A 23,698-nucleotide genomic window follows, 5' to 3' on the forward strand; every position below is an offset into this window, starting at 1 on the left:
TTCGTGTTACCCCAGCTTATCCAGATTTTCCAGCTCCTGATACAGTGCTTTGGTCACTGTTTCCTGGCTGGTGCCGCCCAGAATATTGCGTTGGTTAACGCCGTATTCCAGTTGCAGTACCGGATACACATCGTCTTCGATTTTATCGCAGATGGCCTGTAAATCAGCCAGCGGTAAATCTTCGATGGCACAGCCTTTGTCGATGGCTGCCAGCACCACTTTACCTGCAATATCATGGCCGGTACGGAACGGAATGCCCTTACCTACCAGATAATCGGCCAGTTCGGTGGCGTTAGCATAGCCCTGCTGGGCGGCTTCACGGCAACGCTCTTCATTCAGCGACAGTGAGTCGAGCACTTCAACAGCAATACACAGACAAATATGCCATTGGTTTACGGTATCAATGGCACCTTCTTTGTCTTCCTGCATGTCTTTGTTGTATGCCAGTGGCAAACCTTTCATGGTAACCAGCAGGCCTTGCAGGCTGCCGAAAACACGTCCGCATTTACCACGCATCAGTTCCAGTGCATCAGGGTTTTTCTTCTGCGGCATCAGTGACGAGCCGGAAGTTACCGCATCACCCAGTTGCAGGAAGCCCGCTTCACCTGAATTATAGAAAATCAGATCTTCAGCCATACGGGAAATATGCATCATACTGGTGGACGCACAGAACAGCAGTTCCAGCACGAAGTCACGGTCTGATACTGCATCCAGGCTGTTCAGGCACGGTGAATCAAAGCCCAGTTCTTCCGCCAGTTCATGACGGTCAACCGGATAGGTGGTACCTGCAAGCGCACCAGAGCCCAGCGGGCACTGATTCATACGCTTTTTCAGATCTTTCATCCGTGTCAGGTCACGCTTGAACATTTCCACATAGGCTAAACACCAGTGTGCAAAATGAATGGGCTGGGCACGTTGTAAGTGGGTGTACCCCGGAATAATGGCCTGCTGGTGGCGGCTGGCGGTATTCAGCAGTGAGCGGATCAGCGTTTTTAAGTCAGCTTTCAACGAGTCAACGTGTTCACGGACCCACAAACGAAAATCTGTCGCGACCTGATCGTTACGGCTGCGACCTGTGTGCAGTTTACGACCAATGTCACCCAGCTTATCGATAAGTGCCGCTTCCACGAAACTGTGAATGTCTTCTTCCGGACTGGCGTCGAAATCCAACTCGCCTTTCTCCGCCAGTACTTTCAGTTCAGACAGGGCAGACTCTAACTGCGCCTGTTCATCTTCAGTCAGTACACCTGCTTTCTTAAGACCGCGTGACCAGATAATGGAGCCCTGGATATCCTGTGCTGCCATCACTCTGTCGAACGGCAGGGAATCATTCACCTGCCGGAACATGTTGCTACTGCCTGCCGCAAAACGGCCGCCCCACAATGCCATGATATTCTCCTGTTACTGCTGCTTTTTCAGTGCTTCGATACGGCTGGACAGGCTGAACAGGCGGATAAAGCCTTCAGCATGACTCTGGTCATATACATCATCAGCACCGAAGGTTGCGAAATCTTCAGAATACAGGCTGTTTGGTGAGCGACGTTGCGTCACGGTTGCCTGACCTTTGTAAAGCTTCACAACGATGTCACCGGTTACGCGCTTAGCGAAAGACGCAGCGCCGGCCAGAAGGGCATCATTCAGCGGAGTGAACCAGCGGCCGTCGTACATCACGTGGGAGTATTCCAGACCAATCTGTTCACGGTATTTAAGCGAGGCTTTATCCAGTACCATGGTTTCCAGCGCCTTGTACGCTGCTACCATTACTGTGCCTCCCGGCGTTTCATAACAACCGCGTGACTTCATACCTACCAGACGGTTCTCTACGATGTCGATGCGGCCAACGCCATGTGCAGCAGCAATGGTGTTCAGCTTAACCAGTGCCTGGTATGGCGACAGGGCTTCATCATTCACTTTCGTCAGACGACCTTCTTCGAAAGACAGCGTGACACGTTCCGCCTGGTCAGGTGCATCTTCCGGATCAACAGTCATTGTCCAGATTTGTTTGGTAGGTTCCTGCCATGGATCTTCCAGCTCACCACCTTCGTGGGAGATGTGCCATGCGTTTGCATCACGGCTATAGATTTTGGTCGCAGAAGCAGTCGTTTTGATATTACGTTCTGCCAGGTACGCCAGCAGATCTTCACGGGAAACCATGTCCCACTCACGCCATGGCGCGATAACGTGCAGATCAGGTGCCAGAGAAGCGAAAGTACCTTCAAAGCGAACCTGGTCGTTACCTTTACCGGTACAACCGTGACACAGCGCATCTGCGCCAACTTTACGGGCAATTTCTACCTGTGCTTTTGCAATCACAGGGCGGGCCATAGAAGTACCCAGCAGATATTCACCTTCGTAAATAGCACCGGTAGTGATAGTCGGATAAATGTATTCGCTGACGAACTCTTCCTTCAGATCAACGATATGACATTCACTGGCACCGGAAGCGATAGCTTTTTCTTTCAGGCCAACCAGTTCTTCATCACCCTGACCGACATCAGCGGCAAATGCCACCACTTCACAGTCATAGTTTTCTTTCAGCCATGGAATGATGGCTGAGGTATCTAACCCGCCGGAATAGGCGAGTACGACTTTATTCACGTTCTTTTTCATTAAACCTGTCCTCTCAGGAACCTAGTAGTTTGGTCAGTATTGCGTTTTGGGCATGCATTCTGTTTTCTGCTTCCTGCATCAGCAGTGATTTGTCACTGTCGATAAGCGAACCGGTGATTTCCAGGTCGCGGTGAGCAGGCTGACAATGCATGACATATTGTGCGCCGGTTTTTTCCATCAGGGCTTCGTTGACCTGATAAGGCATAAATTTATCTTTAATGGCTTCAAGGGGCGTATCATCGCCCATTGATAACCAGGTATCAGCATAAAGCACATCAGCGCCGACAGCGGCATCAATATCGTTGCTTTGTACTATTTTAACGCCGGTTTTAGCGGCAATGTCTTGTGCTTGCGCAACAATTTCCGGATCGGCTTCGTGTCCTGGCGGTGTAACCACAACCTGGTTGCAGCCCAGCAGTGCGCCAACAATCAGTAATGAATGGGTTACGTTGTTGCCGTCACCGATATAAGCCATAGTCAGGCCTTCGGTTTTTCCGAACGCTTCGTACATGGTGAGGTAATCAGCCAGACCCTGACACGGGTGATACTTATCGCAAAGCGCATTGATCACCGGTACTTTTGCCGCTTTCGCGTAGTCTTCCAGCGTGCTGTGTGAGAACACACGGGCAACAATAGCGTCTGCCCAGCACGCCAAATTGGCAGCGGTATCTACGTTATCTTCACGGCCGGCCAGTTTGCCGCCCTGTACGTCCAGGTAAACCATATGGCCACCTAGTTTATTAATGCCGATATCGAAACTTACGCGGGTACGCAGAGAAGGCTTTTCAAACAGTGCTGCAACAGATTTACCTGCCAGCACCTGGCTGTACTTCGCCGGGTTTTGTTTGATGGTTACGGCTAAATCTAACAGCGCCTTCGTGTCTTCGGGTGTCCAGTTAGCAAAGGACAATAAATCCTGTTTCATGGTCAATATCCTCAATACGGCTATGGCGCGATGCGCGTACCGGTATTCTTATTTAAAATGTCACTGATGCTGGCATCCCAGCTGGCGATGGTGACCGGACGTCCCAGGGACGAAGCTGCCAGCAGAGCCGCATCTGTTTTTACTTTCATGCCGTCTGTGATTACACCACCGGCAACCAGGCTGTCTATTTGTTGTTGGTTTAATGAGCTTAACAGCGCTTTATCTGCATCAAGCACGCCTTTGACGTTAGACAATAGCAGTAACTCGCCGTCAAGCAACTGGGCGATTACGGTGGCTGCCTGGTCGGCATTAATGTTCAGCAAACGGCCCTGCGCACTGGCACCGATGGAGCTGACTACCGGTAACAGATCTTTGCCGGTTAATGCTTTAAGCAGTTCCGGGCTGTTTGCCGAAGGCACGCCAACGGCACCGTATTTCTCATCCAGCGGCTCGCAGCTTACCATGTTGCCATCTAATAAGGACAAGCCAACAGGTGTTAATCCGCTACGGATTGCCAGTGCACACAGTGCTTTGTTCGCACTGCCGGCCAGAGTGCCGCAGATGTACGGCATATGTTCGTCCGGTGTTACCCGCAGACCATCAATTTTCTGGCTGGGCAGATTCAGTGCGGCCATCAGTGTTTCAACCAGCGGACCGCCACCATGTACGATGACCACAGGACGGGTCTTCATGACTTCACCGACAGAAGTCAGTAATGACAACGCCGCATTTTCATCTTCAAGCAGCGCACCGCCCACTTTAATAACAATAGGAGACAATTTCATTATGCAATCAGTCCCTGAGCGTCGGGCAGGCCACTGACCAGGTTTGCACATTGCATTGCCTGCGAGGCTGCACCTTTCATTGTATTATCGATGGCGCTGGTAATAACGGCGTAGCCTGACTGAGCATCCAGTTTCCAGTGCAAATCAACAAACGGCGTATTCACTACATCATCAATTTTCGGGAAGGTATCGCGAATGCGGACAACAGGTTTGCCTTCATAAGCGGTGTGATAGGCAGATGACAGTTGCTCAGCGCTGGCGCCCGGCTTCAATTTCACAGTAATCGTGGCCAGAATGCCCCGCTTAAAGTTACCCAGGTGCGGGGTGAAAATCACTCCGGTGCCAAGCCATGCCTCGATTTCCGGGGTGTGTCTGTGACCCAGCACGCCGTAAGCCTGCAGGCTTACTTCGCAGAAGCTGTTATTCAATGCGGCTTTACGACCAGCACCGCTGACGCCTGACACCGCGTTTATAACCGGGCGCACGGCACTGTCTAACAAACCATTTTCCAGCAGAGGTTTTAACGCTGTCAGTGAAGCTGTGGGGTAACAACCCGGTACGGCAACGATTTTCGCTGCCGCAATATCCTTGGCATACCATTCAGCAAGGCCATACACCGCTTTATCCAGACATGCTTCTGAGGTGTGTTTGAAACCGTAGAACTGTTCAAATACTTCAGTGTTCTTAATGCGGAATGCGCCGGATAAATCCAGCACTTTGGCTTTGCCTTTACTCAGTGCAGCCATCCAGTCGTGACTGGCTTCGTGAGGCGTGGCCAGGAAAACCAGATCCATGGTATCTGCGAGTGTGTCTAACGTGCTGTCATTCATCGGCGTAAGCATGTACTGGCTCAGGTGTGCATACTGACCGTGGATCGCAGCAATGGATTTATTGCCGTCGGCACTGTTTTCAGAAACATAGGTGCCCAGCAAATCCATAGCAGGGTGACGATGAACTAAATCAACGAGTTGTGCGCCAGTGTAACCACTGGCTCCGATAACTGATACTTTTAACATAATAGGTTTAATTAATTCTGTAGAGGGATAAAAAATCACTTTCTACCTTTGTACGCGAATGAAAGGGATACTGTTTTCATTCGCCCGCGTACAAAGGTAAAAAGTGCGCTACCGCAAAAGCAAATTCACACCGGATCGTCGGTGTACATAATGCAATGTGTAGCCAGCCAGGGGAGAGCTAAACTGTTTTACCTTGTCAACCTGCTGGTCGGGCCTGCTGGTTGGTTGAATCATGAGATTGTCCTGTCATTTTCTCTGTCTTCACGATAAAACGTTGCCATGGCTGACTTAGAGCGCCTATCGAATGCTGCAGAGATTACTAAACCGTCGCCTATGATACTCATTGCGAATAAATATGCAATAAATATGTATAAATATTTCTCTGTGCCGGGCGCGGTGAATTTTGTAATATAAATGGTATGTATGAAGATTATTTGACAGTCCGGCGGCACACCGTTTTGTCACGATACGCACATATTTACTGCCTGTGGTAAGAAAGAAAGGACACAAAAATGAACAAAAAAACCGTTGCACTGGTTGCCCATGACCATAAAAAAGCAGAACTCCTTGCGTGGGTGAATAAACATTTAGACAGTATGCAAAAATGCGAACTGGTGGCAACGGGTACCACCGGTGGTCTGATTGCAGACGATACCGGACTGAGTATCAAACGTTTTAAGAGTGGTCCGCTCGGGGGCGACCAGCAAATTGGAGCGCTCATTGCCGAAGGAAAACTGGATGCATTGATTTTCTTCTGGGATCCACTTAATCCTGCCCCTCACGATCCTGATGTAAAAGCGCTGCTGCGCCTGTGTTCGGTATGGAATGTGCCGGTGGCGTGTTCTTCGGCGACTGCTGACCTTATTATCACATCGCCGTTATTTTTCGCTGAAGATTACTTGCCGCTGAAACCGCAGTATTAAGAGAAAAAGCCGGACCGGTTTACGCCGGTCCGGCGGTTGGCATTGAAGTGTGTGCCAACGTCGGTGGACTCGTGCTTATTGTTAAGTCAGTGTAGGCGGGATTTCTGCAAAGTTGTTTAGTGGTACTGTAAAGCTTCTGTAAAGTTGGTGACATCGCGTCTTTACGGTGGTCGGAGTCAGGTAAACTTACTATCAGCAGGACAGGAGCCATGCCATGACACAGACCGTTTTCTCCATGTCAGTATTACGTTCAATGTCATCAACGCACACCCAACGTTTTTTTAAGCCGCAGAATTTTGGAGGCAATGAGATGGTCGCCACAGCGACAAAGCAGTCTATTTTGATCATTGATGATGACCGTGAACTGACGGACATGCTGAAAACTTATCTTGAGGCAACCGGTTACAGTGTAACCGTGGCCAATGACGGATACAGTGGTCTGGCGGCGGCAACTTCCGGTGAGTCTGTTGACCTGATCCTGCTGGACGTCATGATGCCTCAACTGGATGGCTTTGAAGTGCTTAAAAAATTGCGTATTAGCCATTTAACCCCGGTACTGATGCTAACCGCCCGGGGCGATGATTATGATCGCATCCTCGGACTTGAGCTCGGGGCTGATGATTATTTACCCAAGCCATTTAATCACCGTGAACTGGTGGCGCGGGTGAAGGCCATTTTCCGCCGTCTGGAAATGTCTACCCAGTCCAGGCAGCAACAGGATTTGTCTGTAAACCATATATCACTGAGCATGAGCCGGCAGACAGTGGCAAGTCATAATGTGGCGCTGACACTCACTAACACCGAATTTGCTATACTGCATTTACTCATGATCAATGCCGGTCAGCTGGTCACGAAAGATGACATCAGCCAGAAAGTACTGGGTAAGAAGTTACAGGCATTTGACCGCAGTATTGATATGCATGTCAGTAATCTGCGAAAGAAGATTGCTGAAACCACGAATGATGAAAAGATAAAAACCATTCGCGGGTCGGGATATTTACTAAGACTGGCTTCATGAATTCACTTGCACGTTTCAATCCGGCCCGGCGTTTAGTCGGGCGTTTGTTTTTATGGTTCTGGGTAACCTTTATTTTTACCGCAGTTGTGACTTTTTATGCGGTGAGCTTTTTCAATGAACACGCAGAAGTCCGTGCACCGGATGCGCGTGAGCTAGAAGCCCTGAACCGTGCTGTTGCTGCTATTAATCGTGTAATTCAGGAAGACGGCGCTAAACCCGCCCGCCGCATTCTGGAAGAAGCTGACCGGATAAGCCGGCACAGACTTATCGCTGTAGGCATTGATGACGGCGCGATGGTGCAGGGAGGAGGGCCACCAGTCAGGCGCAGTGAAGAGGATGATCTGACCAGGCTGGCTAAGCAGGTTTCACCGTTGTCGCTGGTGCGGGGGAGTTTTGAGACGATCGGGCCTGCCAGAGTCGCTATTAACGGTAAAGATTTTGCCATTTATGTTTCTCTGATGAACGGGCCTCCTGACAGTCAGCAACCACTCATATATTTTCTTTGTATCGCGTTGGTGATAACCATTGTCTTGTCCTATCTTTTCGCCCGATCTCTGGTGCGTCCGATCACTATTTTGCAGGAAACCAGTCGTGAACTGGCGGGTGGTAACTGGAAAGCCAGGGTGAAGGAAGCCGATGGCCGCCGTGACGAATTAGGGAGTTTATCCCGCGATTTTAACGCCATGGCATCACAGCTCGAACAAATGTGGTTAGGGCAGCAGCGGCTACTGGCGGATATCTCTCACGAATTACGTTCTCCTCTCGCCCGTTTGCAAATGGCCGTAGGTCTGGCGCATCAACAGAACGTAGATCCGGCCGCACTTGCCCGGATAGAGCGGGAAGCTGAACGAATGGACTCGATGATCGGGCAGTTGCTCACGCTGACACGGGCAGAGTCCGGCAAACCTGAAATCTCTCCGGTGATGATCAACGTGCTGTTTGACCGTACCTTTGCCGACGCCAGATTTGAAGCGTCTAACCAGAACATCAGGTTTGAGGTTGCAGCATTGCCACAGCAAACCGTTAACGTGAACAGTATGCTTTTATGCAGCGCCGTTGAAAACGTAGTGAGAAATGCCATTCGCTACGCGGAGTCTTCCGTATCGGTAACCGTTTCTGTGAAAGAGTCGCAGTGGTTTGTTGTAGTTAAGGATGACGGCCCGGGGCTATCTGAAGAGGAATGCAGCTCTGTATTTGCACCGTTCTACCGTGCGAGTCTCGCCAGAGATCGTGAGTCCGGCGGGGTTGGTTTGGGACTTGCCATTGCAAAAGCCGCAGTGGAAATGCATCATGGCGACATTAAAGCAACCCGAAATGCGTCCGGTGGACTGGCTGTCACCATTTCTCTGCCACTGGACGGGCGTGATACATGGTCCGGACAATCTCCACAGAACACTCATTAATTCATAATAGCGATGCCATTCCTGCGTTCTGGCAGCAGCATGTCACCTCAGGTGTACTGACTGCCAGAGACGGCGTGAAGCTGGCTTATGCGCTTTGTATCCCTGCACAGCCTGCCGCTACCATTGTTATCAGCAGCGGCCGTATTGAAGCGTACCTGAAGTATCAGGAAGTGCTGTTTGACCTGTACAATCAGGGCTTTGCTGTTTTCATTATGGATCACCGGGGGCAGGGGCTGTCGGACAGAATGACCGCTAATCCGCATCAGGGCTTCGTCCGGGATTTTGCAGATTATGTCAGTGACCTTCACCTCTTCATTACAGAGGTGGTATCGGCCAGACAACCTGACGGAGAGCGTTACCTGCTTGCCCACAGCATGGGGTGTGCGATTGGGGCACTCACGACTCTGGCCCATCCGTCATTGTTTCAGAAACTTGTTTTTTGTTCTCCCATGTTTGGTATACGTCCCGCGTTACCGGGCTGGATTGCCAATTCCTTGCTCAATATGGTGGAGCGCCGGTATCAGAAAGCCGGGCAGCAGGAAGGCTATTTTATCGGGCAAAAAGATTACTCGCCGGTTACCTTCGATGCCAATCATCTCACACACAGCGAACTGCGATACCGTTTGTTCCGTGATACTTACGCAAACACGCCAGAGGTCCAGCTTGGCGGTGTAACCGTTCACTGGCTGAGAGCGGCCATGAAAGCCATGGATTTTATTGAGAATAATGCCGGTGATATTAAGCAACCTGTGTTAATTCTCAGTGCCGGCGACGATACAGTGGTGGATAACCGCAGGCAGCGAAGGGTGGCCGGACTCATGCCGGAAGCTGTTCTGCATTCCTGTGAGGGGGCGTATCACGAAATTCTCATTGAAGCAGACCGGATCCGCGAACCTGCCATGAACAGGATCCTCGATTTTCTCGCCTGATTTACAAAAGTGTCTCTATTTTACACACACTGACGGGGGACAGAGTCGCCGGCAATGTATTCTGCTGACCGGTCGAGCCTCTGTAACTGACTGACCTGACTTTGTTTTTCATTAAATTTTAATGACACTGAAAATTGCGGTATGGCTAATGCAATACTTTCGTATAAGACACGGGAAGACTCGTCAGAGTGAACCGTAACAAAATAAAACTTAACGACAGAAAAGTTGCCCTATAAAGCAATGCGAGGCCAGAAAATCATGCAAAATTATGCTTCATTAAGAACAATGCGTTTACAAGCGCCCAAAAATACAGATTTATCTTCTGTTTACGGGCATGCAATCAGTACTTTCAGCCCTTTGTCAGATAAAGTGGTTGAGTTTGTCGGAAACTCCGTAGCGCAACGTCGTGCACGCCGCTGGGCTGCTCAGGCGCAAACTAACAGGGTGCTTAACGCACTGTAACGGTCCATTGCACCAAAACTGCCCACAGCAACCGCCCTTCCTCCGCTGTGGGCTTGTCTCATGTCCTGTCACACCGTATCCTTGCTCCACAGCAAAATTCGTGATGTGACCATGTTTGATATCGTTTTATACCAGCCAGAAATTCCGCCCAATACCGGCAACATTATCCGTTTGTGTGCTAACACAGGCTTTTCCCTGCACTTGATAGAGCCTCTGGGCTTCGACTGGGACGATAAGCGTGTCAGACGTGCTGGTCTCGACTACCATGAATTTGCCGACGTAAAGCGCCACGCCAGTCTGGACGCTTATCTCAAAAGCGAACAACCGGCGCGCATTATCGCCTGTACCACTAAAGGCAAAGCCTTTCACAGTGATGTGAAATATCAGAAAGGTGACGCGTTAATCTTCGGCCCTGAAACCCGTGGTCTGCCCGACGAGTTTATTCAGTCCCTGCCTCCGGAGCAACGCGTACGCATCCCCATGTTGCCAGACAGCCGCAGCATGAATCTGTCTAATGCCGTGTCAGTTTTCGTTTACGAAAGTTGGCGGCAAACGGGTTATGAAGGCGCAAGATAAAACTAATCTGATTGTCACGCCCCGTCCAGCCTTGTCTGTGGACCACTGTGAAGTAATGTTAAGTTGTGTAAAGCCCGTAGTGTAAAGATGCGGGCTTTTGTATTTTAGGTATTTTCACTTAAGGAAAGACTGTGTTATCACCAGGATCCCACCGATGGGTAAAATGGCTGCTGTTACTGGTTGTCATTGCTGTACCCGCCTACACTGCATGGAACATGTTCGCAGCACCCGCCCGTGACACCAGCGCATTTTCATTTTCGCAGGTTGGCCGGGGTACCATCGAAAAGAACATCATTGCAACGGGCCAGCTTGAACCCAAACGTTACGTTGTCGTTGGCGCGCAGGTGTCCGGTCAGGTTGAAAAAATCCATGTGGAAGAAGGTGATGTGGTGGAAGCCGGCGATTTGCTGGTGGAAATTGATGCCACAGTCTTTGAAACACAGGTGCAGAACGCAGAATTTGCGCTGGATGTGAAGAACGCGAACCTAGCCCAGTTGAAGGCTGAGCGGGAGCTGGCGTTGCTGCGCGAGAAACGGAACAACAATCTGTTTGATCAGGATGCAGTGAGCGCTGATACCGCTATCAGCAGCCGGATCGACGTCAAAGTACTGGATTCAAAAATTAAAGCCAGTATTGCGCAAATTAAAGCTGACGAAGCATCTCTGGCCGGTGATAAAGCGACACTGGGCTTTGCCAAAATTTATGCGCCTATCAGCGGTACGGTAGCCTCTATTGCTGTTCGCGAAGGACAAACATTAAATGCGAACCAGAACGCTCCGGAACTGCTGCAGATCTCTGACCTTACTACCATGACATTACGGGCTGAAGTCTCTGAAGCTGATGTGGAAAGTATTAAGCGTGGTATGCCGGTGTACTTCTCTACTATAGGTAATACCCGTAAGAAATATCACTCTGTAGTACGTCAGGTTTTACCGACTCCCACAATTATTAACGATGTGGTGCTGTATCAGGTGCTGGTGGATGTGGAAAACACCGAAGGTACGTTAATGGACTCTATGACCACCCAGGTTTTCTTTGTTGAAGAGAAGGAAGAAGATACCTTGGTAGTCCCGCTGGCAGCGGTAAAAGGGCCGCCCCGTAATAAATTCGTCATGGTCCGTGAGCAGGGCGAACTGGTAAGAAAGCCGGTAAAGACCGGGGTCAGCACCCGCACTGAAATTCAGATTTTATCTGGTCTGAATGAAGGCGACGAAATTGTTACCGGCCAGGCATCTGCGGCTGCAGGCACTAAAGATAACAACGACCGTGGTTTCGGCGGTCCCATGGGTGGTCCGCCTATGAGGGGGCCACGTGGCTGACGTACCTTTAATTGAACTGGCGAATGTAACCCGCAGTTATCAAACTGAAGGTACAGAAGTCAGGGCGCTGGACGGTGTCTCACTGCGGATCCAAAAAGGTGAGTTTGTTGCCATCATGGGGCAGTCCGGGTCCGGAAAATCGACCCTGATGAATATCCTCGGCTGTCTGGACACGCCAACTTCAGGCAGTTATACCATACACGGCCACGATGTGAATAAGTTGTCACAGGAACAGTTGTCAGCGCTGCGCCTGAAAACCTTCGGCTTCGTCTTTCAGCGTTATCAGTTACTCGCCAGCCTCACTGCAACGGAAAACGTCGCGTTACCGGCAATATACAGTAACACCGATAAAAGCGTCCGTGAGGAGCGGGCATCAGCATTACTGACCAAGCTCGGGCTGGGTGACCGGCAGGATCACCGCCCCGGTGAATTATCCGGTGGTCAGCAACAACGGGTATCTGTTGCCCGCGCACTGATAAACGGTGCAGAGGTTATTCTGGCTGATGAGCCAACCGGTGCACTGGACTCTGCCAGCGGAGAGCAACTGCTTAATCTGCTGACAGAACTGCACGGGGAAGGGGTTACCATTATTCTTATTACTCACGATCCGGCTGTGGCAGAACATGCTCAGCGTCAGGTGCATCTGCTGGACGGAAAAATCGTGTCTGATTCGGGGGAAGTGGCTCAGCCGGTGACGACATCTGCTGCACAGACATCGTCGATAAAACCGTTTAAGAGTATTTCGGGCGTTGCGGCACTGGGCATGGCTTTTTCATCACTGCGGCTTAACTGGTTCCGTACCTTACTTACCCTTCTGGGGATTATCATTGGAGTTGCAGCGGTAGTCACCATGATGGCTATCGGGGAAGGAGGGAAACAGGACGTACTGAAGCGTATTGAAGCTATTGGTACCAACCTGATTTCAGTGCGGCCGGGCGGTAAAAATATGCGCAATTCCGGTGATGTAGCGACGCTGACTCTGGCAGATGCTGACGCATTACGTGATATTCCCGGCGTGACCTACGTTGCGCCGGAACGTTCTTCCCGCAATACCATGCGCTATGGCGAGAATGACTTCTCCGGCCGGATTAAAGGCTCCACGCCGGATTACCTTCACGTGAAAGACTGGGAAATGGCGCAGGGCGTATTTTTCACAACTGAAGACGTAAACAACTATGCACCGGTTGTAGTGATAGGTGATACGGTTGCTGAAACCTTATTTACCGATAAGATGCAGGTAGTTGGTAAGTACATACTTATGTCAAACAGCCTGTATCAGGTGATTGGTGTATTAAAATCTAAGGGCGCAACTGCCGGTGGCAGTGATCAGGATGACGAAGTACTGATCCCCATTACGACCGGACGGTTAAAGGTGTTTGGCCGTGAATACCTGAGCGGCATTACAATTAAAGCTGCCAGTTCAGAAGTCGCATCAGATGTGAAGGATGCAGTCCTTGCTGTGCTTACCGAACGTCATGGTACAGAAGATGTGATGGTGTTTACCACTGACTCTCTGGTTGAGGCGGTTACCGAGACACAAAATACACTTACCTGGCTTTTAGCGTCTGTTGCAGCCATATCGTTATTTGTTGGCGGTATTGGTGTGATGAATATCATGCTGGTAAATGTGTCTGAACGTAAACGGGAAATTGGTCTGCGAATGGCCACCGGTGCCAAGCCGGCTGATATTCTTAAACAGTTCAATATTGAAGCCTGGGTGGTGTGTATTCTCGGCGGCTGTGTGGGCATTCTGCTCGGGTATCTGGTGATCCTGATCGTGTCCCAGTTTTCCATTTCAGTGGCTTATACACTGCTACCGCCTGTACTGGCATTTATTACATCGCTGCTGGTGGGCGTACTGTTCGGTTATGCTCCTGCACTCAAGGCGTCCCGCCTTAGCCCCATTGATGCGTTATCAGAGGATTGAGTTTTGAAGAAATCAGGATGTTTGCTGATAGCAGCATTAATGACAGGTTGTGCTTATACGCCGTCAGACCTGGACGGACAAAAGTCAAAAACACAGCCGGATGTTTTTGATATCTATACACAGGACGGCGCCGGCGTAGACATTGCGGAAAACTGGTGGAGTGTGTTTAATTCTGAGGGATTAAATGCACTCATGGTTCGCCTGGCAGACAGTAACCTGACACTGGAAGAAGCTGCACTGCGGCTGCAACGGGCTGAGCTGATTTTACGTCAGAGTCAGGCCGACAATATTCCGGATATTACTGCCAGTGCAAGCGGCCGCAGTGGAAAAACCTTTGAAACCGGCACAGAGTCAAACAGTACATCCGGCAGTTTGGGTGTCAGTTACACTTTTGATGTATGGGGCAGTCGTGAAGCCACTCAGCTTGGCAATAAGCTGAGTATCGACAGTCAGCAGTTTTCCCGCCGCAGCGCAGCATTGCAAGTGCAGGGTTTGCTGACCAGTGAGTACTTTACCCTATTGTCGCTTGAGCAACGCCTTGTCATCGCGAAACAAAACTACGAAGCGGCTGATCAATTGTATAAGCTGGTGGACATTCGCTTTCAGGAAGGTGACGCGTCGGGTATTGAGGTGAGTCAGCAACAGAACACCATGATCAGTGCCCGTGGCGAACTGCTGCGGCTGAATTATCAGGCTACATTGAGCCGCCGCGCCATTGCGGTTCTGTTGGGGGATGAAACCTTAACCGCCATCAGTGGGGAAGAAAAGCTGCTGTCGTTTGTTCTGCCGGATATTGAATTGTATCAGCCGGCTGCGGTGTTAAAGCAACGCCCTGACGTGCAGATTGCGGATGTTGCTTTGAAGCAGGCTGATATCGAAGTGTATCTGGCAGGTATTCAGGGGCTGCCGGGATTAAGTCTGAGCGGGAGCTTATCTGTCAGTGATTTGCTCGATCTGGCTTCCGGCTGGAGTGTGAGTGCCGCACTAAACAGCGCCGCTACACTGTTCGACGGTGGCCGTATCGATGCCGGTAAGAAGATTGCCGATGTGGATCTTGCTCTGGCATGGAATAACTACCGCGCCACCACGTTAACCGCGTCTCAGTCGCTGCTGGATTCGCTGGACAACTATGCATACCTGAAAGCGGCTTATGAACTGGATGTCGCTTCAATGGAAAACAACGCACGGTTATACCGGTTAGCTGAAATTCGCTACAAAGCCGGTGATATCGATTTTCTGAATTTGCTGAGTGCGCAACGAAGCTGGTTCTCGGCACAATTGTCGGTTATTACCAGTTATCAGCAGACCTTGTCGGCTGCCGCGACGATTTATCAGGAAGCGGGCGGGAAACCTGAACTGGTTAGCTACTAGCAGTATTTCGATGAGGAGCCGCTGGATTTGCATCCGGCAGGCGAATTATTTTGATAAAACTTAGCGGAACCTGGCGGTTCCGCTTTGAGCCCGCTTATAAACTGGTTAATTCCGGGTCGTACACTACGTTGATGACTTTCAATTGACCGGAATAGCGGTTCCTTGAAAATACCACACGACCTTCATTCTCATATAGCCAGTCTGAGCGATGCGTGTCTGTACCGTAGTAGAAAGGTATCCAGGCTTTTCCTGTCTGATAAGCGTTGGCATCATCAGGCTCGCCAGCTAACTTTCGAACCCGCACATCACTCATTCCAAGTTCCAGCTTGGAAAGTGGCGAGCTCTCAGGAATTGCAGCCATTCTTGCAAGCATTTCTTGCTCAGCTTTCGCCTTTTCCTCTGCACTAACTTCTTCTTTGCTTGTATTGTCACTGGAATCCCCGGTTGAAACACAACCACCCAGGGTAATAGCAACTGTAAGTAATGCAACATAGGAAGCGTTAACGGCTTTTTTAGGAAACTTCACTGTATATTTACTCCATAATTTAAAAAATGTGCGCAGAAATAGGTAAAAGATTTTATCATATTTAATGACAAGCTACATTTTTAATACAACAGTGAAGAAGTATCAAGATAATCTCAAACTAAGTTTAAAATACCTGAGCGCTACTCGCTTTTTAAATCTCTTGCTAATAAGGCCAGAGCGGCTTCTTTAGGTGGCTTACCGTGATAAAGCACAGCATATATTTGCTCACAAATAGGCATTTCCACGCCATATTGCTTCGCCAGTGCATGTACTTCTTCTGTATTGCGGTAACCCTCGACAACCTGGCCGATGTCACGCATGGCAGTGTCTACGTCTTTCCCTTGTCCCAATGCCAGACCAAAACGGCGGTTTCTGGACTGATTGTCAGTACAGGTTAATACCAGATCACCCAGCCCGGCCATTCCCATAAATGTTTCCGGTTGAGCACCCACTTTAACACCAAGACGGGTCAGTTCAGCCAGTCCCCGGGTAATTAACGCCGTTCGGGCGTTAGCACCAAAACCCAGACCGTCAGCCAGACCTGCGCCAATGGCAATGACGTTTTTTACTGCACCGCCAAGTTGCACGCCGATGAAGTCAGGATTTTTATAAACCCGGAATGAACGGCTGCAATGGAGTTTGCGGGCAAAGTCATCAACCAGAGTCTCACAAGTGGACGACAGCGAAATGGCCGTAGGCAACCCGGCTGCCATTTCTTTCGCGAACGTCGGACCTGAGAGAACTGCCAGTGGATATGTATCACCCAGCACATCCAGAGCAACGTCGCGCAGCAGTCTGCCGGTACCTGGTTCCAATCCTTTGGTTGCCCAGATCAGGCGGTGATCTGCTTGTAGCATAGGCTTGATGGTATTAAGTAAATCTTTAAAGGCGTGGCTGGGCACGACAATAAGAATATCGCGGCTGGCAGCAACAGCTGCGGCAAGGTCGGCTTCCACAGTCAAAGCATCGGGGAACCTGGCACCGGGCAAATAACGGGCATTTTCCCTCTCGTTTGCCAGAGCCTGCATATGGACTTTATCCCGGCCCCATAACAACGTAGGGTTGTTATTTCTGGCCAGACAAAAAGCAAGGGCGGTGCCATAAGACCCCGCCCCTAATACGGTTACTGAACCGGTATTCATAAAAAGGTGACTTAAGCGTCTAGCTTCTGGCCACCTTCCTGCGCTTGCTGTGCACGTTTCTGCATGTAAGCGGCGAAGATAGCATCAAAATTAACCGGAGCCAGGTTAAGAACCGGGAATGTGCCGCGGTTAACCAGGTTTGAAATAACTTCACGGGCATAAGGGAATAACAGGTTAGGGCAGTAAGAGCCTAGTAAAGGCGCTTTTGCCTGATCAGGCATTTCCGGAGCGATAGCAAAAATACCTGCCTGCTCTACTTCACATAAAAACGCGGTTTCTTCACCAACGGTCGCAGTAACAGTAACGGATAAAACAACTTCAAATGCATTTTCAGCCATTTTATTTGTAGACGTATCGATATCTAATTTGATTTCCGGCTTCCATTCTTTCTGGAAGATAGCCGGCGCATTCGGAGATTCAAAAGAAATGTCTTTTGTGTAGATGCGTTGAATATTGAATTGAGGACCCTGGGCTTGCTGGCCTGCCTCTGCGCCATTGGTGTTCTGATTTTCTTCAGCCATGATAATTCCTGAATTAGTAAATACGTTCTTAACTTAAAATTATTGCGCTAACAGCGCATCGAGTTTTTGTTGTGATTCAAGAGCAAATAAATCATCACATCCACCCACATGGGTATCGTTGATAAATATCTGCGGTACTGTCCAACCGCCGTTAGCTCTTTCTATCATCACATCGCGGAGTTCAGGGTTCACATCAATTGCGATTTCCTCGAATACTACGCCTTTTTGCGCTAATAATGCTTTAGCACGATGACAGTAAGGGCAATGCCCCTTGGTATAAATTTCTACTTTACTCACAATCTGCTCCTGTGTTCCGGTCCGTTATTTGGCAACCGGAAGTCCGGCAGAGTTCCACGCGTTCATGCCGCCTTTCAGCACTTTCACGTTTGCGAAGCCGGCTTTGTTCATGGCCGCTGCAATACCGCGTGCGCTGTTACCCATTGCACATACAACAATAATGGGTTTGTCTTTTACGTTTTCAAGCTTTTTGAAATCTTTTGCTCTGACTTCCTCGGGTTTCAGCTGGCGGGCACCGAGAATGTGACCGGTTTTAAACTCGTTAGGCGCGCGGGTATCAAAAACAACGGCGTCTTCTTTATTTACCAGCATGGTCATTTCGTGAGTATTTACTTCCTTAACTGATGAAGTGAATCCTGTGATATAGCTGAAAATCAGCATAGCAACTAAGGCGACCCACGCACCGGCTAACAGCATATTATTGCCGGCAAACTCTACGAGCTGTTCCATTCCTAAAACCCTTACTTAATATGGAAGACTAAAAATCGACTGCAAAGTATATAGAAAAACAGCACAGAAACCAGCCTGACAGCACATCATTGAATTAGTCGATTGCAGATGAATCCTCTATCCCGTTGATATAGTATGGACTTTGAATCAGGGTCAGGTGCTGTCAGAGGCAAAACAACGGGTGAGTGTGCAAAATTTCAATCAGGCCGGTCCGTCCGGAAAGTCCGTTCGCGGGCCTCTTCTCAGTGTCCTTTGCTGGCTCTGCCTGTTCACCGTGCTGCTACCTCAGGCTTATGCTCAGGAACAACAACAGGCAAAACTTGCTGAGTTACAAGCTGAACTTAAAGCCAGGCAAGCGACACTGGCTGCCAATAAAGCGAATGCCGGTGAATTGCAGGCAGCGCTGAAGCAATCTGAACTTGAAATCGCCTCCACGGCCAAATCTCTCAATGATACCTCTACACAACTGGCTGATAACCGTGAACAGCAAAAGAAGCTGGAAGCTGAACAGGAAGCGCTGAGAAAGGCCATTCTACAGCAACAAACCATGCTGGCGAATCAGTTACGCAGTGCTTTCATGGCAGGTAATTATGATTATGCAAAGATGCTGTTTTACCAGGACGAAGCCAGTACCTTTGAACGCGTGCTGACTTATTATCAGTATCTGAGCAAAGCCCGCTCAAAGGAGATCACCACTTTCCGCTCGAATGTGGAACAGCTGGTTCAGGTTAATGAGGCGCTTTCGGAGAAAGCCAGAGCACTGAACAGCCTGCTGGCGGATCAGAAGTCTCAGCAGGCAGTGTTGCTGGCCCGTCAGGCAGATCGTTCTGAAACACTGAAAAAACTTAATCAGAAAATCGAGAGTGATGCTGCCAGAGTAGATGAGCTCAAGCAAAACGAAGAAGCGCTTGTGCGGGCCATTGATGAGGCGCGCCGTCGTGCGGAATCGGCGAAATCAGAACTGGCGGGCTTATCCGGCTACAAAGGGAAGTTGTTGAAACCGGCTTCAGGACGAGTACGCAAGCTGTTCGGAACCCGTCGTCAGGGGCAGGTGCGCTGGAAAGGCATCATCATTGAAGGTGCAGAAGGTACACCGGTGAGAGCCGTGTCTCATGGCCGCGTCCTTTATTCTGACTGGTTACGTGGTTTCGGGCTGGTAACCATTGTTGATCACGGGCAGGGCTATATGAGTGTGTATGGTCACAATCAGGCATTGCTGAAGCAAGCCGGAGATACGGTGGTCGACGGTGAAACGATTGCTTTAGTCGGACAAAGTGGCGGACAGAACTATCCTAATCTATACTTTGAAATCCGGCATAAGGGCAAGGCCCTTAATCCCTCGAGCTGGCTGGATCTCTGATATTCCGGCGAACTGAGCGGCCACCTCAAAAATTGTTCAAAAAATGTCAAAAAAAGCGCATTTGAAATTTCATATTTCGAAGATCACTGTTATGCTCAATGTGTATGGAATGCAATACTAAATAAATAACCCGTATGGACGCAGGGTAACAAAGGTCATAAGAACCTTATAATTACACTATTAAAATAATAGGCGTGCGCTTGCTAAAAATTTGTTTACTCAAAAGAACTGACCGTCAGTTGCTTGATTGGTTTGCGTTGTTTTGGGGTGTGTTGTTTGCACTCTACTGTCTACCCGTCGCGGCTGCAAGTGTCCAACCAAAAGTCGTCGTTATTATCGACGATATCGGACATCGTTTCTCTGACCGCAGGGCGCTTGACCTGCCAAGAGAAGTGACGTTCTCGATTCTTCCTGATGCTCCCATGACTACTGAAATGTCCGAACTGGCTCATGCCCAGGGGCGGGATATAATGTTACACATGCCGATGGAATCCTTTGATGGCCAGGAAATGGGGCCTGACGGATTGCGTGTAGGTATGTTTGAGACTCAGATGGAACTTCAATTTGCCCGTGCAATGGAAAGTGTGCCTTATGCGATTGGCGTGAACAATCACATGGGAAGCAGGCTGACCAGCATGTTCAATCCGATGCGCTCTTTTATGGATTTACTGAAGCAACGAAATTTATTCTTCGTTGACAGCCGTACATCCGTGAAAACTGTCGCGGAGGAAGCCGCATTGCACGCCGGGATCCCGGTAGCACGAAGGCATGTTTTTCTCGACCATGTCATCGACGAAGCGGCCATTGAAAAAGAGTTCGATCGTATGTTGCTGCTTGCCCGTGAAACGGGGACCGCTGTTGCCATTGCTCATCCGCACAGGCTGACCATGAAAATCCTGCAAAAGCGTTTGCCTGAGCTGGAAGAAATGGGAATCAGACTGTCGACGGTCAGCGATTTATTCGAGCCTGAACCGGCGATGATGGCACAGCAAAAGTCAGAGGACACGATGAGGCCACAGATGGTCGCGCCGAATTAATCCTTTTTTTGGGATTGTAATTTTGAATTTCGCCAAGACTGTTATATTATAACGTCCCTTTTGCTGGCGAGGCGAGAAATGTCCCGAATTCAGGATGCTGACAATCCGACTAAATTAGACAGGCTGGGTATATGGATATCCAGCTTGTGTGCGTTGCATTGTCTTGCTTTGCCTTTGTTGCTGCCGCTGATCCCGCTTATCGGCTCAACATTCTTCGCGCAACTTTGGTTTGAGCGCACTATTCTTACTATTTCCATGCTGATAGGTGCTGTGGCACTGATTAACGGCGCGGTGCGTTATCACGGGCAATATTATCCGCTGGTTCTGTTATTTTCAGGCGGGGTTATTTACTGGTTCAAAGATATATTCGGGCACGACTACGAACCCTTCACCATTGCCACCGGCGCGCTGCTTATTGTTGCCGGCCACTGGATAAACATGCGTTTGTGCCGCCAGTGCCGCTGTTGCCGCAATACGGTATTATCCCAGCATCTCGCAAAGTAACACCGTTAACACATCAGTCGCGTAGCATTCAGCGTTTCACATGCTACGTCTGGCACATTGCTGAAAATCCCGTCCACGCCCCATTGCTGAAGTAACAGCATATCCTCAGGGTTATCCACAGTGTAAACGAACACCTTATAGCCTTCAGCTTTTGCCCGGCTAACATAACTTTCTTCAACAATATCCAGTGCAATGTGTAATGACCAGGGTTTCAGTGAGTCTGCGAACTGCAATAAACCGGTATGGATACTGGCGGTAAGTGCACCGGTTTTAAGATCAGGTCTGGCGCGGCTGATCTCTGCAAGCCATTGATGATTGAAAGACGATATCACCATGGAGTCCGTACTGGCGCCGCTTTCTTCACAGGCGCGGTCAAAAGCGCTGAGCCAGCGGGCGGTGTCTGTCAGCCCTTTGATTTCAACATTGCATAATGCATCTTCAGGCAGGGTAGCCAGGGTTTCTGCAAGAAACGGAATACGCTCACCCTGACCGGCATCCAGTGAGCGCAGATAGTCAGTTGTTTGATCGGCAACCCGCCCCCGGCCATTCGTGGTTCTGTGTAGCCAGCGGTCATGAAATACCACGATGTCATCGCCGATCTGATAAGTATCGAACTCAACACCGTGTGCTCCCATGGCGAATCCGAGCCTGAAGGCCTGCAACGTGTTCTCCGGTGCCGCCTTACTTGCTCCGCGATGAGCGAGTACTATCATTTACTTGTCCTGTTTATGGAGCTTTTGTGCGTTCATGGTTTCGTAGATGGAGGCTGATGTCACCAGTATGCCACCTATTAACGCTTTCCAGCCCGGAGACTCATGTAAAATTAGCATAGCCAGGATTACGCCGTACAGTGGCTGCATGCAGGCAATCAGAGAAAAAGTTTTTGCCCGCAAGTGGATGAGCGCGGTTGCTATAAGCGCGTGGGGTACTGCGGTAAACATGGAGCCGAGAACGGCCAGCAGCAACCATGTATCAAAGGTGGCATCACTGAGGTGTTCACTGGCAAAAGGCAGAAGGCAGGCTATCACCACCAGAATTTGCCAGGCCATGGCCTTCGCACCTGAATAGTGAGAAAAGTGCTGGCGGTGAAGCAGGTTTCTCAGGGCATAAAGCACGGCAGAAAAAATACCGGTCAGGACACCCAATGTCACCTCGTTTTCCAGCGATATTTCCGGCACCAGCAGTGCCACGCCCACAAAAACAATTAACGCACTGAAAAAATCCTGCCAGACAAGCCGGATTTTCTCGAAGAAGGGTTCAATTAGAACGGTTATGACCGGGAAGGTAAACAGGGCAATCATGCCCACGGCAACACCGGCGTATTGCATCGCCGCGAAGTAAGTTACCCAGTGCACGGCCATCAGACCACCCAGCAACAGGGCAATACCGTAATCACGTTTGTTGTTCAGTCTGAAGGTTTCACCGGCCAGACGCATGAATACAGCAAGGCACAGACAGGCAAATACCGAGCGCCCGAAAGTAATATCCGTTGCGCTCAAGGGAATAATATTTGAAAAAAGGCCAGTGCCGCCCAGTAAGATAACGGTGATATGAAGCGTTATCAGGCTTCGTTTAACAGGATCCACAATCAGGCAGTTTTATTTGCCTTCGCAAGAGCAAACACTTCCCCGAGGCGGGTAGTCATGCCTGCTTCCATATCCTCAAATTCAATCTGGTCTTTTTCAAAGCAAACCACAATGGTAGAGCCAAGTTTAAAGCGGCCCATTTCATCGCCTTTTTCCAGCTTAACGGCTGCTTCATCATCGCTTTCGTATTGCCAGTGCTGCACGTTTTTACCAGCAGGCGGTGTCACTGTGCCGGACCAGACGGTTTCGATACTGGCTACAATGGTTGCACCAACCAGTACCATAGCCATTTTTCCAACCGGAGTGTCGAAAAATGCGATTACCCGTTCATTGCGGGCAAATAATCCCGGCATATTTTCAGCAGTCAGCGGGTTAACGGAGAACAGCTCACCGGGTACATACACCATGTCTGTCAGTGTGCCTTCAACGGGCATATGAATGCGGTGATAGTCTTTCGGCGACAGATAAATGGTCGCGAACTTACCGTTTTTGAAAGGCTTTGCCAGTTCAGGTTTGCCACCCAGCAATGTGGTAAGGCTGTAATTGTGGCCTTTCGCCTGAAAAATACTGTCCTGATGAATATCACCAAACTGGCTGACAGCACCGTCAACTGCCTGGATCAGCACATCATCACCTTCGGCGATTTGACGAACTTCAGGTTTCAACTGACGGGTGAAGAATTCATTGAAGGTTTTGTAGTGCTCCGGATGGGGATACAGCGCTTCGCTCATATCCACATTGTATTTCTTGATGAAAAATTTGATAAACGCTGTGGTCACGCCGCCGGCTTCAGCAGCCGCAAACTTACCAACCAGGCGGGATAAAAGATGCTTGGGCAAAATATATTGAAGGTTAACCTTGAACCAGTCCAGCACGGGCACTCCGAAAAATAATAGTTATCTAGTTTCTGTCGCGGATGATTGTACAACAAGTTGTAAACAAACGGATGCACTTTCCCGTTATGGGCCATCAGTGTTTGATATAAGCGGTGGGACCAGCGCCCGTTTCTGA

25 protein-coding genes are annotated in these 23,698 nt (G+C 49.7%); 12 read left to right on the top strand and 13 right to left on the bottom strand.

The annotated features are described in order from the left end of the window. Positions 1–6: 6 nt before the first annotated feature. From argH to argC, 5 genes are read right to left on the bottom strand one after another with little or no spacing between them, the layout of a single operon-like run. Positions 7–1,389, bottom strand: a complete 1,383-nt coding sequence (gene argH, locus ACXAG2_RS14675; protein ID WP_474868110.1) for an argininosuccinate lyase — start codon at positions 1,387–1,389, stop codon at positions 7–9. 12 nt (positions 1,390–1,401) lie between these two features. Then, a complete protein-coding gene (locus tag ACXAG2_RS14680; protein WP_474841436.1) occupies positions 1,402–2,610 on the bottom strand; it encodes an argininosuccinate synthase in 1,209 nt (402 codons plus the stop codon). 13 nt (positions 2,611–2,623) lie between these two features. Further along, the gene (locus ACXAG2_RS14685) at positions 2,624–3,535 is read right to left on the bottom strand and encodes an ornithine carbamoyltransferase (RefSeq protein WP_474841434.1); all 912 of its coding nucleotides are present in this window, start codon (positions 3,533–3,535) and stop codon (positions 2,624–2,626) included. 20 nt (positions 3,536–3,555) lie between these two features. Beyond that, complete coding sequence (gene argB / locus ACXAG2_RS14690) at positions 3,556–4,320, bottom strand: acetylglutamate kinase (RefSeq protein ID WP_474868112.1); 765 nt, start codon at positions 4,318–4,320, stop codon at positions 3,556–3,558. Next, a complete protein-coding gene (gene argC / locus ACXAG2_RS14695) occupies positions 4,320–5,336 on the bottom strand; it encodes an N-acetyl-gamma-glutamyl-phosphate reductase (protein WP_349589754.1) in 1,017 nt (338 codons plus the stop codon). The genes argB and argC overlap by 1 nt, the downstream gene beginning before the upstream one ends. 512 nt (positions 5,337–5,848) lie before the next feature. Between argC and ACXAG2_RS14700 the strand changes: the two genes are divergently transcribed. The 9 genes from ACXAG2_RS14700 to ACXAG2_RS14740 all read left to right on the top strand — a co-directional run bounded on the left by ACXAG2_RS14700 (position 5,849) and on the right by ACXAG2_RS14740 (position 15,264). Beyond that, the gene (locus tag ACXAG2_RS14700; protein WP_303572012.1) at positions 5,849–6,259 is read left to right on the top strand and encodes a methylglyoxal synthase; all 411 of its coding nucleotides are present in this window, start codon (positions 5,849–5,851) and stop codon (positions 6,257–6,259) included. A gap of 310 nt (positions 6,260–6,569) precedes the next feature. Next, on the top strand, positions 6,570–7,277 hold the full coding sequence (locus tag ACXAG2_RS14705) for a response regulator (RefSeq protein ID WP_119503501.1): 708 nt from the start codon (positions 6,570–6,572) through the stop codon (positions 7,275–7,277). Then, positions 7,274–8,680: an ATP-binding protein gene (locus tag ACXAG2_RS14710; protein WP_474868115.1), complete on the top strand. Its 1,407-nt coding sequence runs from the start codon at positions 7,274–7,276 to the stop codon at positions 8,678–8,680. Before ACXAG2_RS14705 ends, ACXAG2_RS14710 begins: the two co-directional genes overlap by 4 nt. Continuing rightward, positions 8,647–9,609 (top strand): alpha/beta fold hydrolase, encoded by a 963-nt coding sequence (locus ACXAG2_RS14715; protein WP_474868117.1) that lies wholly within the window; start codon positions 8,647–8,649, stop codon positions 9,607–9,609. Before ACXAG2_RS14710 ends, ACXAG2_RS14715 begins: the two co-directional genes overlap by 34 nt. Positions 9,610–9,867: 258 nt before the next feature. Continuing rightward, positions 9,868–10,071, top strand: a complete 204-nt coding sequence (locus tag ACXAG2_RS14720; RefSeq protein ID WP_474848172.1) for a hypothetical protein — start codon at positions 9,868–9,870, stop codon at positions 10,069–10,071. 111 nt (positions 10,072–10,182) lie between these two features. After that, entirely contained in the window at positions 10,183–10,647 is a 465-nt protein-coding gene (trmL, locus tag ACXAG2_RS14725) for a tRNA (uridine(34)/cytosine(34)/5-carboxymethylaminomethyluridine(34)-2'-O)-methyltransferase TrmL (RefSeq protein ID WP_474848802.1), read from the top strand. 131 nt (positions 10,648–10,778) lie between these two features. Then, the gene (locus ACXAG2_RS14730; RefSeq protein WP_474868120.1) at positions 10,779–11,966 is read left to right on the top strand and encodes an efflux RND transporter periplasmic adaptor subunit; all 1,188 of its coding nucleotides are present in this window, start codon (positions 10,779–10,781) and stop codon (positions 11,964–11,966) included. Continuing rightward, the gene (locus ACXAG2_RS14735) at positions 11,959–13,893 is read left to right on the top strand and encodes a MacB family efflux pump subunit (RefSeq protein ID WP_474868123.1); all 1,935 of its coding nucleotides are present in this window, start codon (positions 11,959–11,961) and stop codon (positions 13,891–13,893) included. Before ACXAG2_RS14730 ends, ACXAG2_RS14735 begins: the two co-directional genes overlap by 8 nt. 3 nt (positions 13,894–13,896) lie before the next feature. Then, the gene (locus ACXAG2_RS14740; protein WP_474868126.1) at positions 13,897–15,264 is read left to right on the top strand and encodes a TolC family protein; all 1,368 of its coding nucleotides are present in this window, start codon (positions 13,897–13,899) and stop codon (positions 15,262–15,264) included. Between the two features lie 94 nt (positions 15,265–15,358). Here the strand turns inward: ACXAG2_RS14740 and ACXAG2_RS14745 are convergent, their stop codons facing one another. The 5 genes from ACXAG2_RS14745 to ACXAG2_RS14765 form a co-directional block, all read right to left on the bottom strand. Further along, on the bottom strand, positions 15,359–15,790 hold the full coding sequence (locus ACXAG2_RS14745; protein WP_474868129.1) for a hypothetical protein: 432 nt from the start codon (positions 15,788–15,790) through the stop codon (positions 15,359–15,361). Between the two features lie 140 nt (positions 15,791–15,930). Further along, positions 15,931–16,932 (bottom strand): NAD(P)H-dependent glycerol-3-phosphate dehydrogenase, encoded by a 1,002-nt coding sequence (gene gpsA, locus ACXAG2_RS14750; RefSeq protein WP_474868132.1) that lies wholly within the window; start codon positions 16,930–16,932, stop codon positions 15,931–15,933. 11 nt (positions 16,933–16,943) lie between these two features. After that, positions 16,944–17,453, bottom strand: a complete 510-nt coding sequence (gene secB / locus ACXAG2_RS14755) for a protein-export chaperone SecB (RefSeq protein WP_474868135.1) — start codon at positions 17,451–17,453, stop codon at positions 16,944–16,946. A gap of 39 nt (positions 17,454–17,492) precedes the next feature. Further along, on the bottom strand, positions 17,493–17,750 hold the full coding sequence (gene grxC, locus ACXAG2_RS14760) for a glutaredoxin 3 (protein WP_474868138.1): 258 nt from the start codon (positions 17,748–17,750) through the stop codon (positions 17,493–17,495). A gap of 24 nt (positions 17,751–17,774) precedes the next feature. After that, on the bottom strand, positions 17,775–18,200 hold the full coding sequence (locus ACXAG2_RS14765; RefSeq protein ID WP_474868141.1) for a rhodanese-like domain-containing protein: 426 nt from the start codon (positions 18,198–18,200) through the stop codon (positions 17,775–17,777). A 265-nt stretch (positions 18,201–18,465) separates the two neighbouring features. Here ACXAG2_RS14765 and ACXAG2_RS14770 point away from each other — a divergent pair, with 265 nt between their 5' ends. The 3 genes from ACXAG2_RS14770 (at position 18,466) to ACXAG2_RS14780 (ending at position 21,101) form a co-directional block, all read left to right on the top strand. Continuing rightward, on the top strand, positions 18,466–19,560 hold the full coding sequence (locus ACXAG2_RS14770) for a murein hydrolase activator EnvC family protein (protein ID WP_474868239.1): 1,095 nt from the start codon (positions 18,466–18,468) through the stop codon (positions 19,558–19,560). 239 nt (positions 19,561–19,799) lie between these two features. Further along, positions 19,800–20,597, top strand: a complete 798-nt coding sequence (locus tag ACXAG2_RS14775; RefSeq protein WP_474868143.1) for a divergent polysaccharide deacetylase family protein — start codon at positions 19,800–19,802, stop codon at positions 20,595–20,597. A gap of 78 nt (positions 20,598–20,675) precedes the next feature. Beyond that, the gene (locus ACXAG2_RS14780; protein WP_119502713.1) at positions 20,676–21,101 is read left to right on the top strand and encodes a MerC domain-containing protein; all 426 of its coding nucleotides are present in this window, start codon (positions 20,676–20,678) and stop codon (positions 21,099–21,101) included. Between the two features lie 5 nt (positions 21,102–21,106). Here ACXAG2_RS14780 and ACXAG2_RS14785 read toward each other — a convergent pair whose 3' ends face one another. Genes ACXAG2_RS14785 through asd form a run of 3 tightly spaced genes read right to left on the bottom strand, consistent with a single transcriptional unit; the run spans position 21,107 to position 23,562 of the window. Further along, the gene (locus tag ACXAG2_RS14785; protein WP_474868145.1) at positions 21,107–21,814 is read right to left on the bottom strand and encodes a glycerophosphodiester phosphodiesterase; all 708 of its coding nucleotides are present in this window, start codon (positions 21,812–21,814) and stop codon (positions 21,107–21,109) included. Then, positions 21,815–22,687, bottom strand: a complete 873-nt coding sequence (locus tag ACXAG2_RS14790) for a DMT family transporter (protein WP_303572001.1) — start codon at positions 22,685–22,687, stop codon at positions 21,815–21,817. Positions 22,688–22,689: 2 nt separating this feature from the next. Next, positions 22,690–23,562 carry an archaetidylserine decarboxylase gene (gene asd / locus ACXAG2_RS14795; protein WP_474868148.1) on the bottom strand — a complete coding sequence of 291 codons (873 nt, stop codon included), beginning with the start codon at positions 23,560–23,562 and terminating at the stop codon, positions 22,690–22,692. Positions 23,563–23,698 lie beyond the last annotated feature (136 nt).

The organism is Alteromonas sp. ABH4_456 (genome assembly GCF_056160645.1).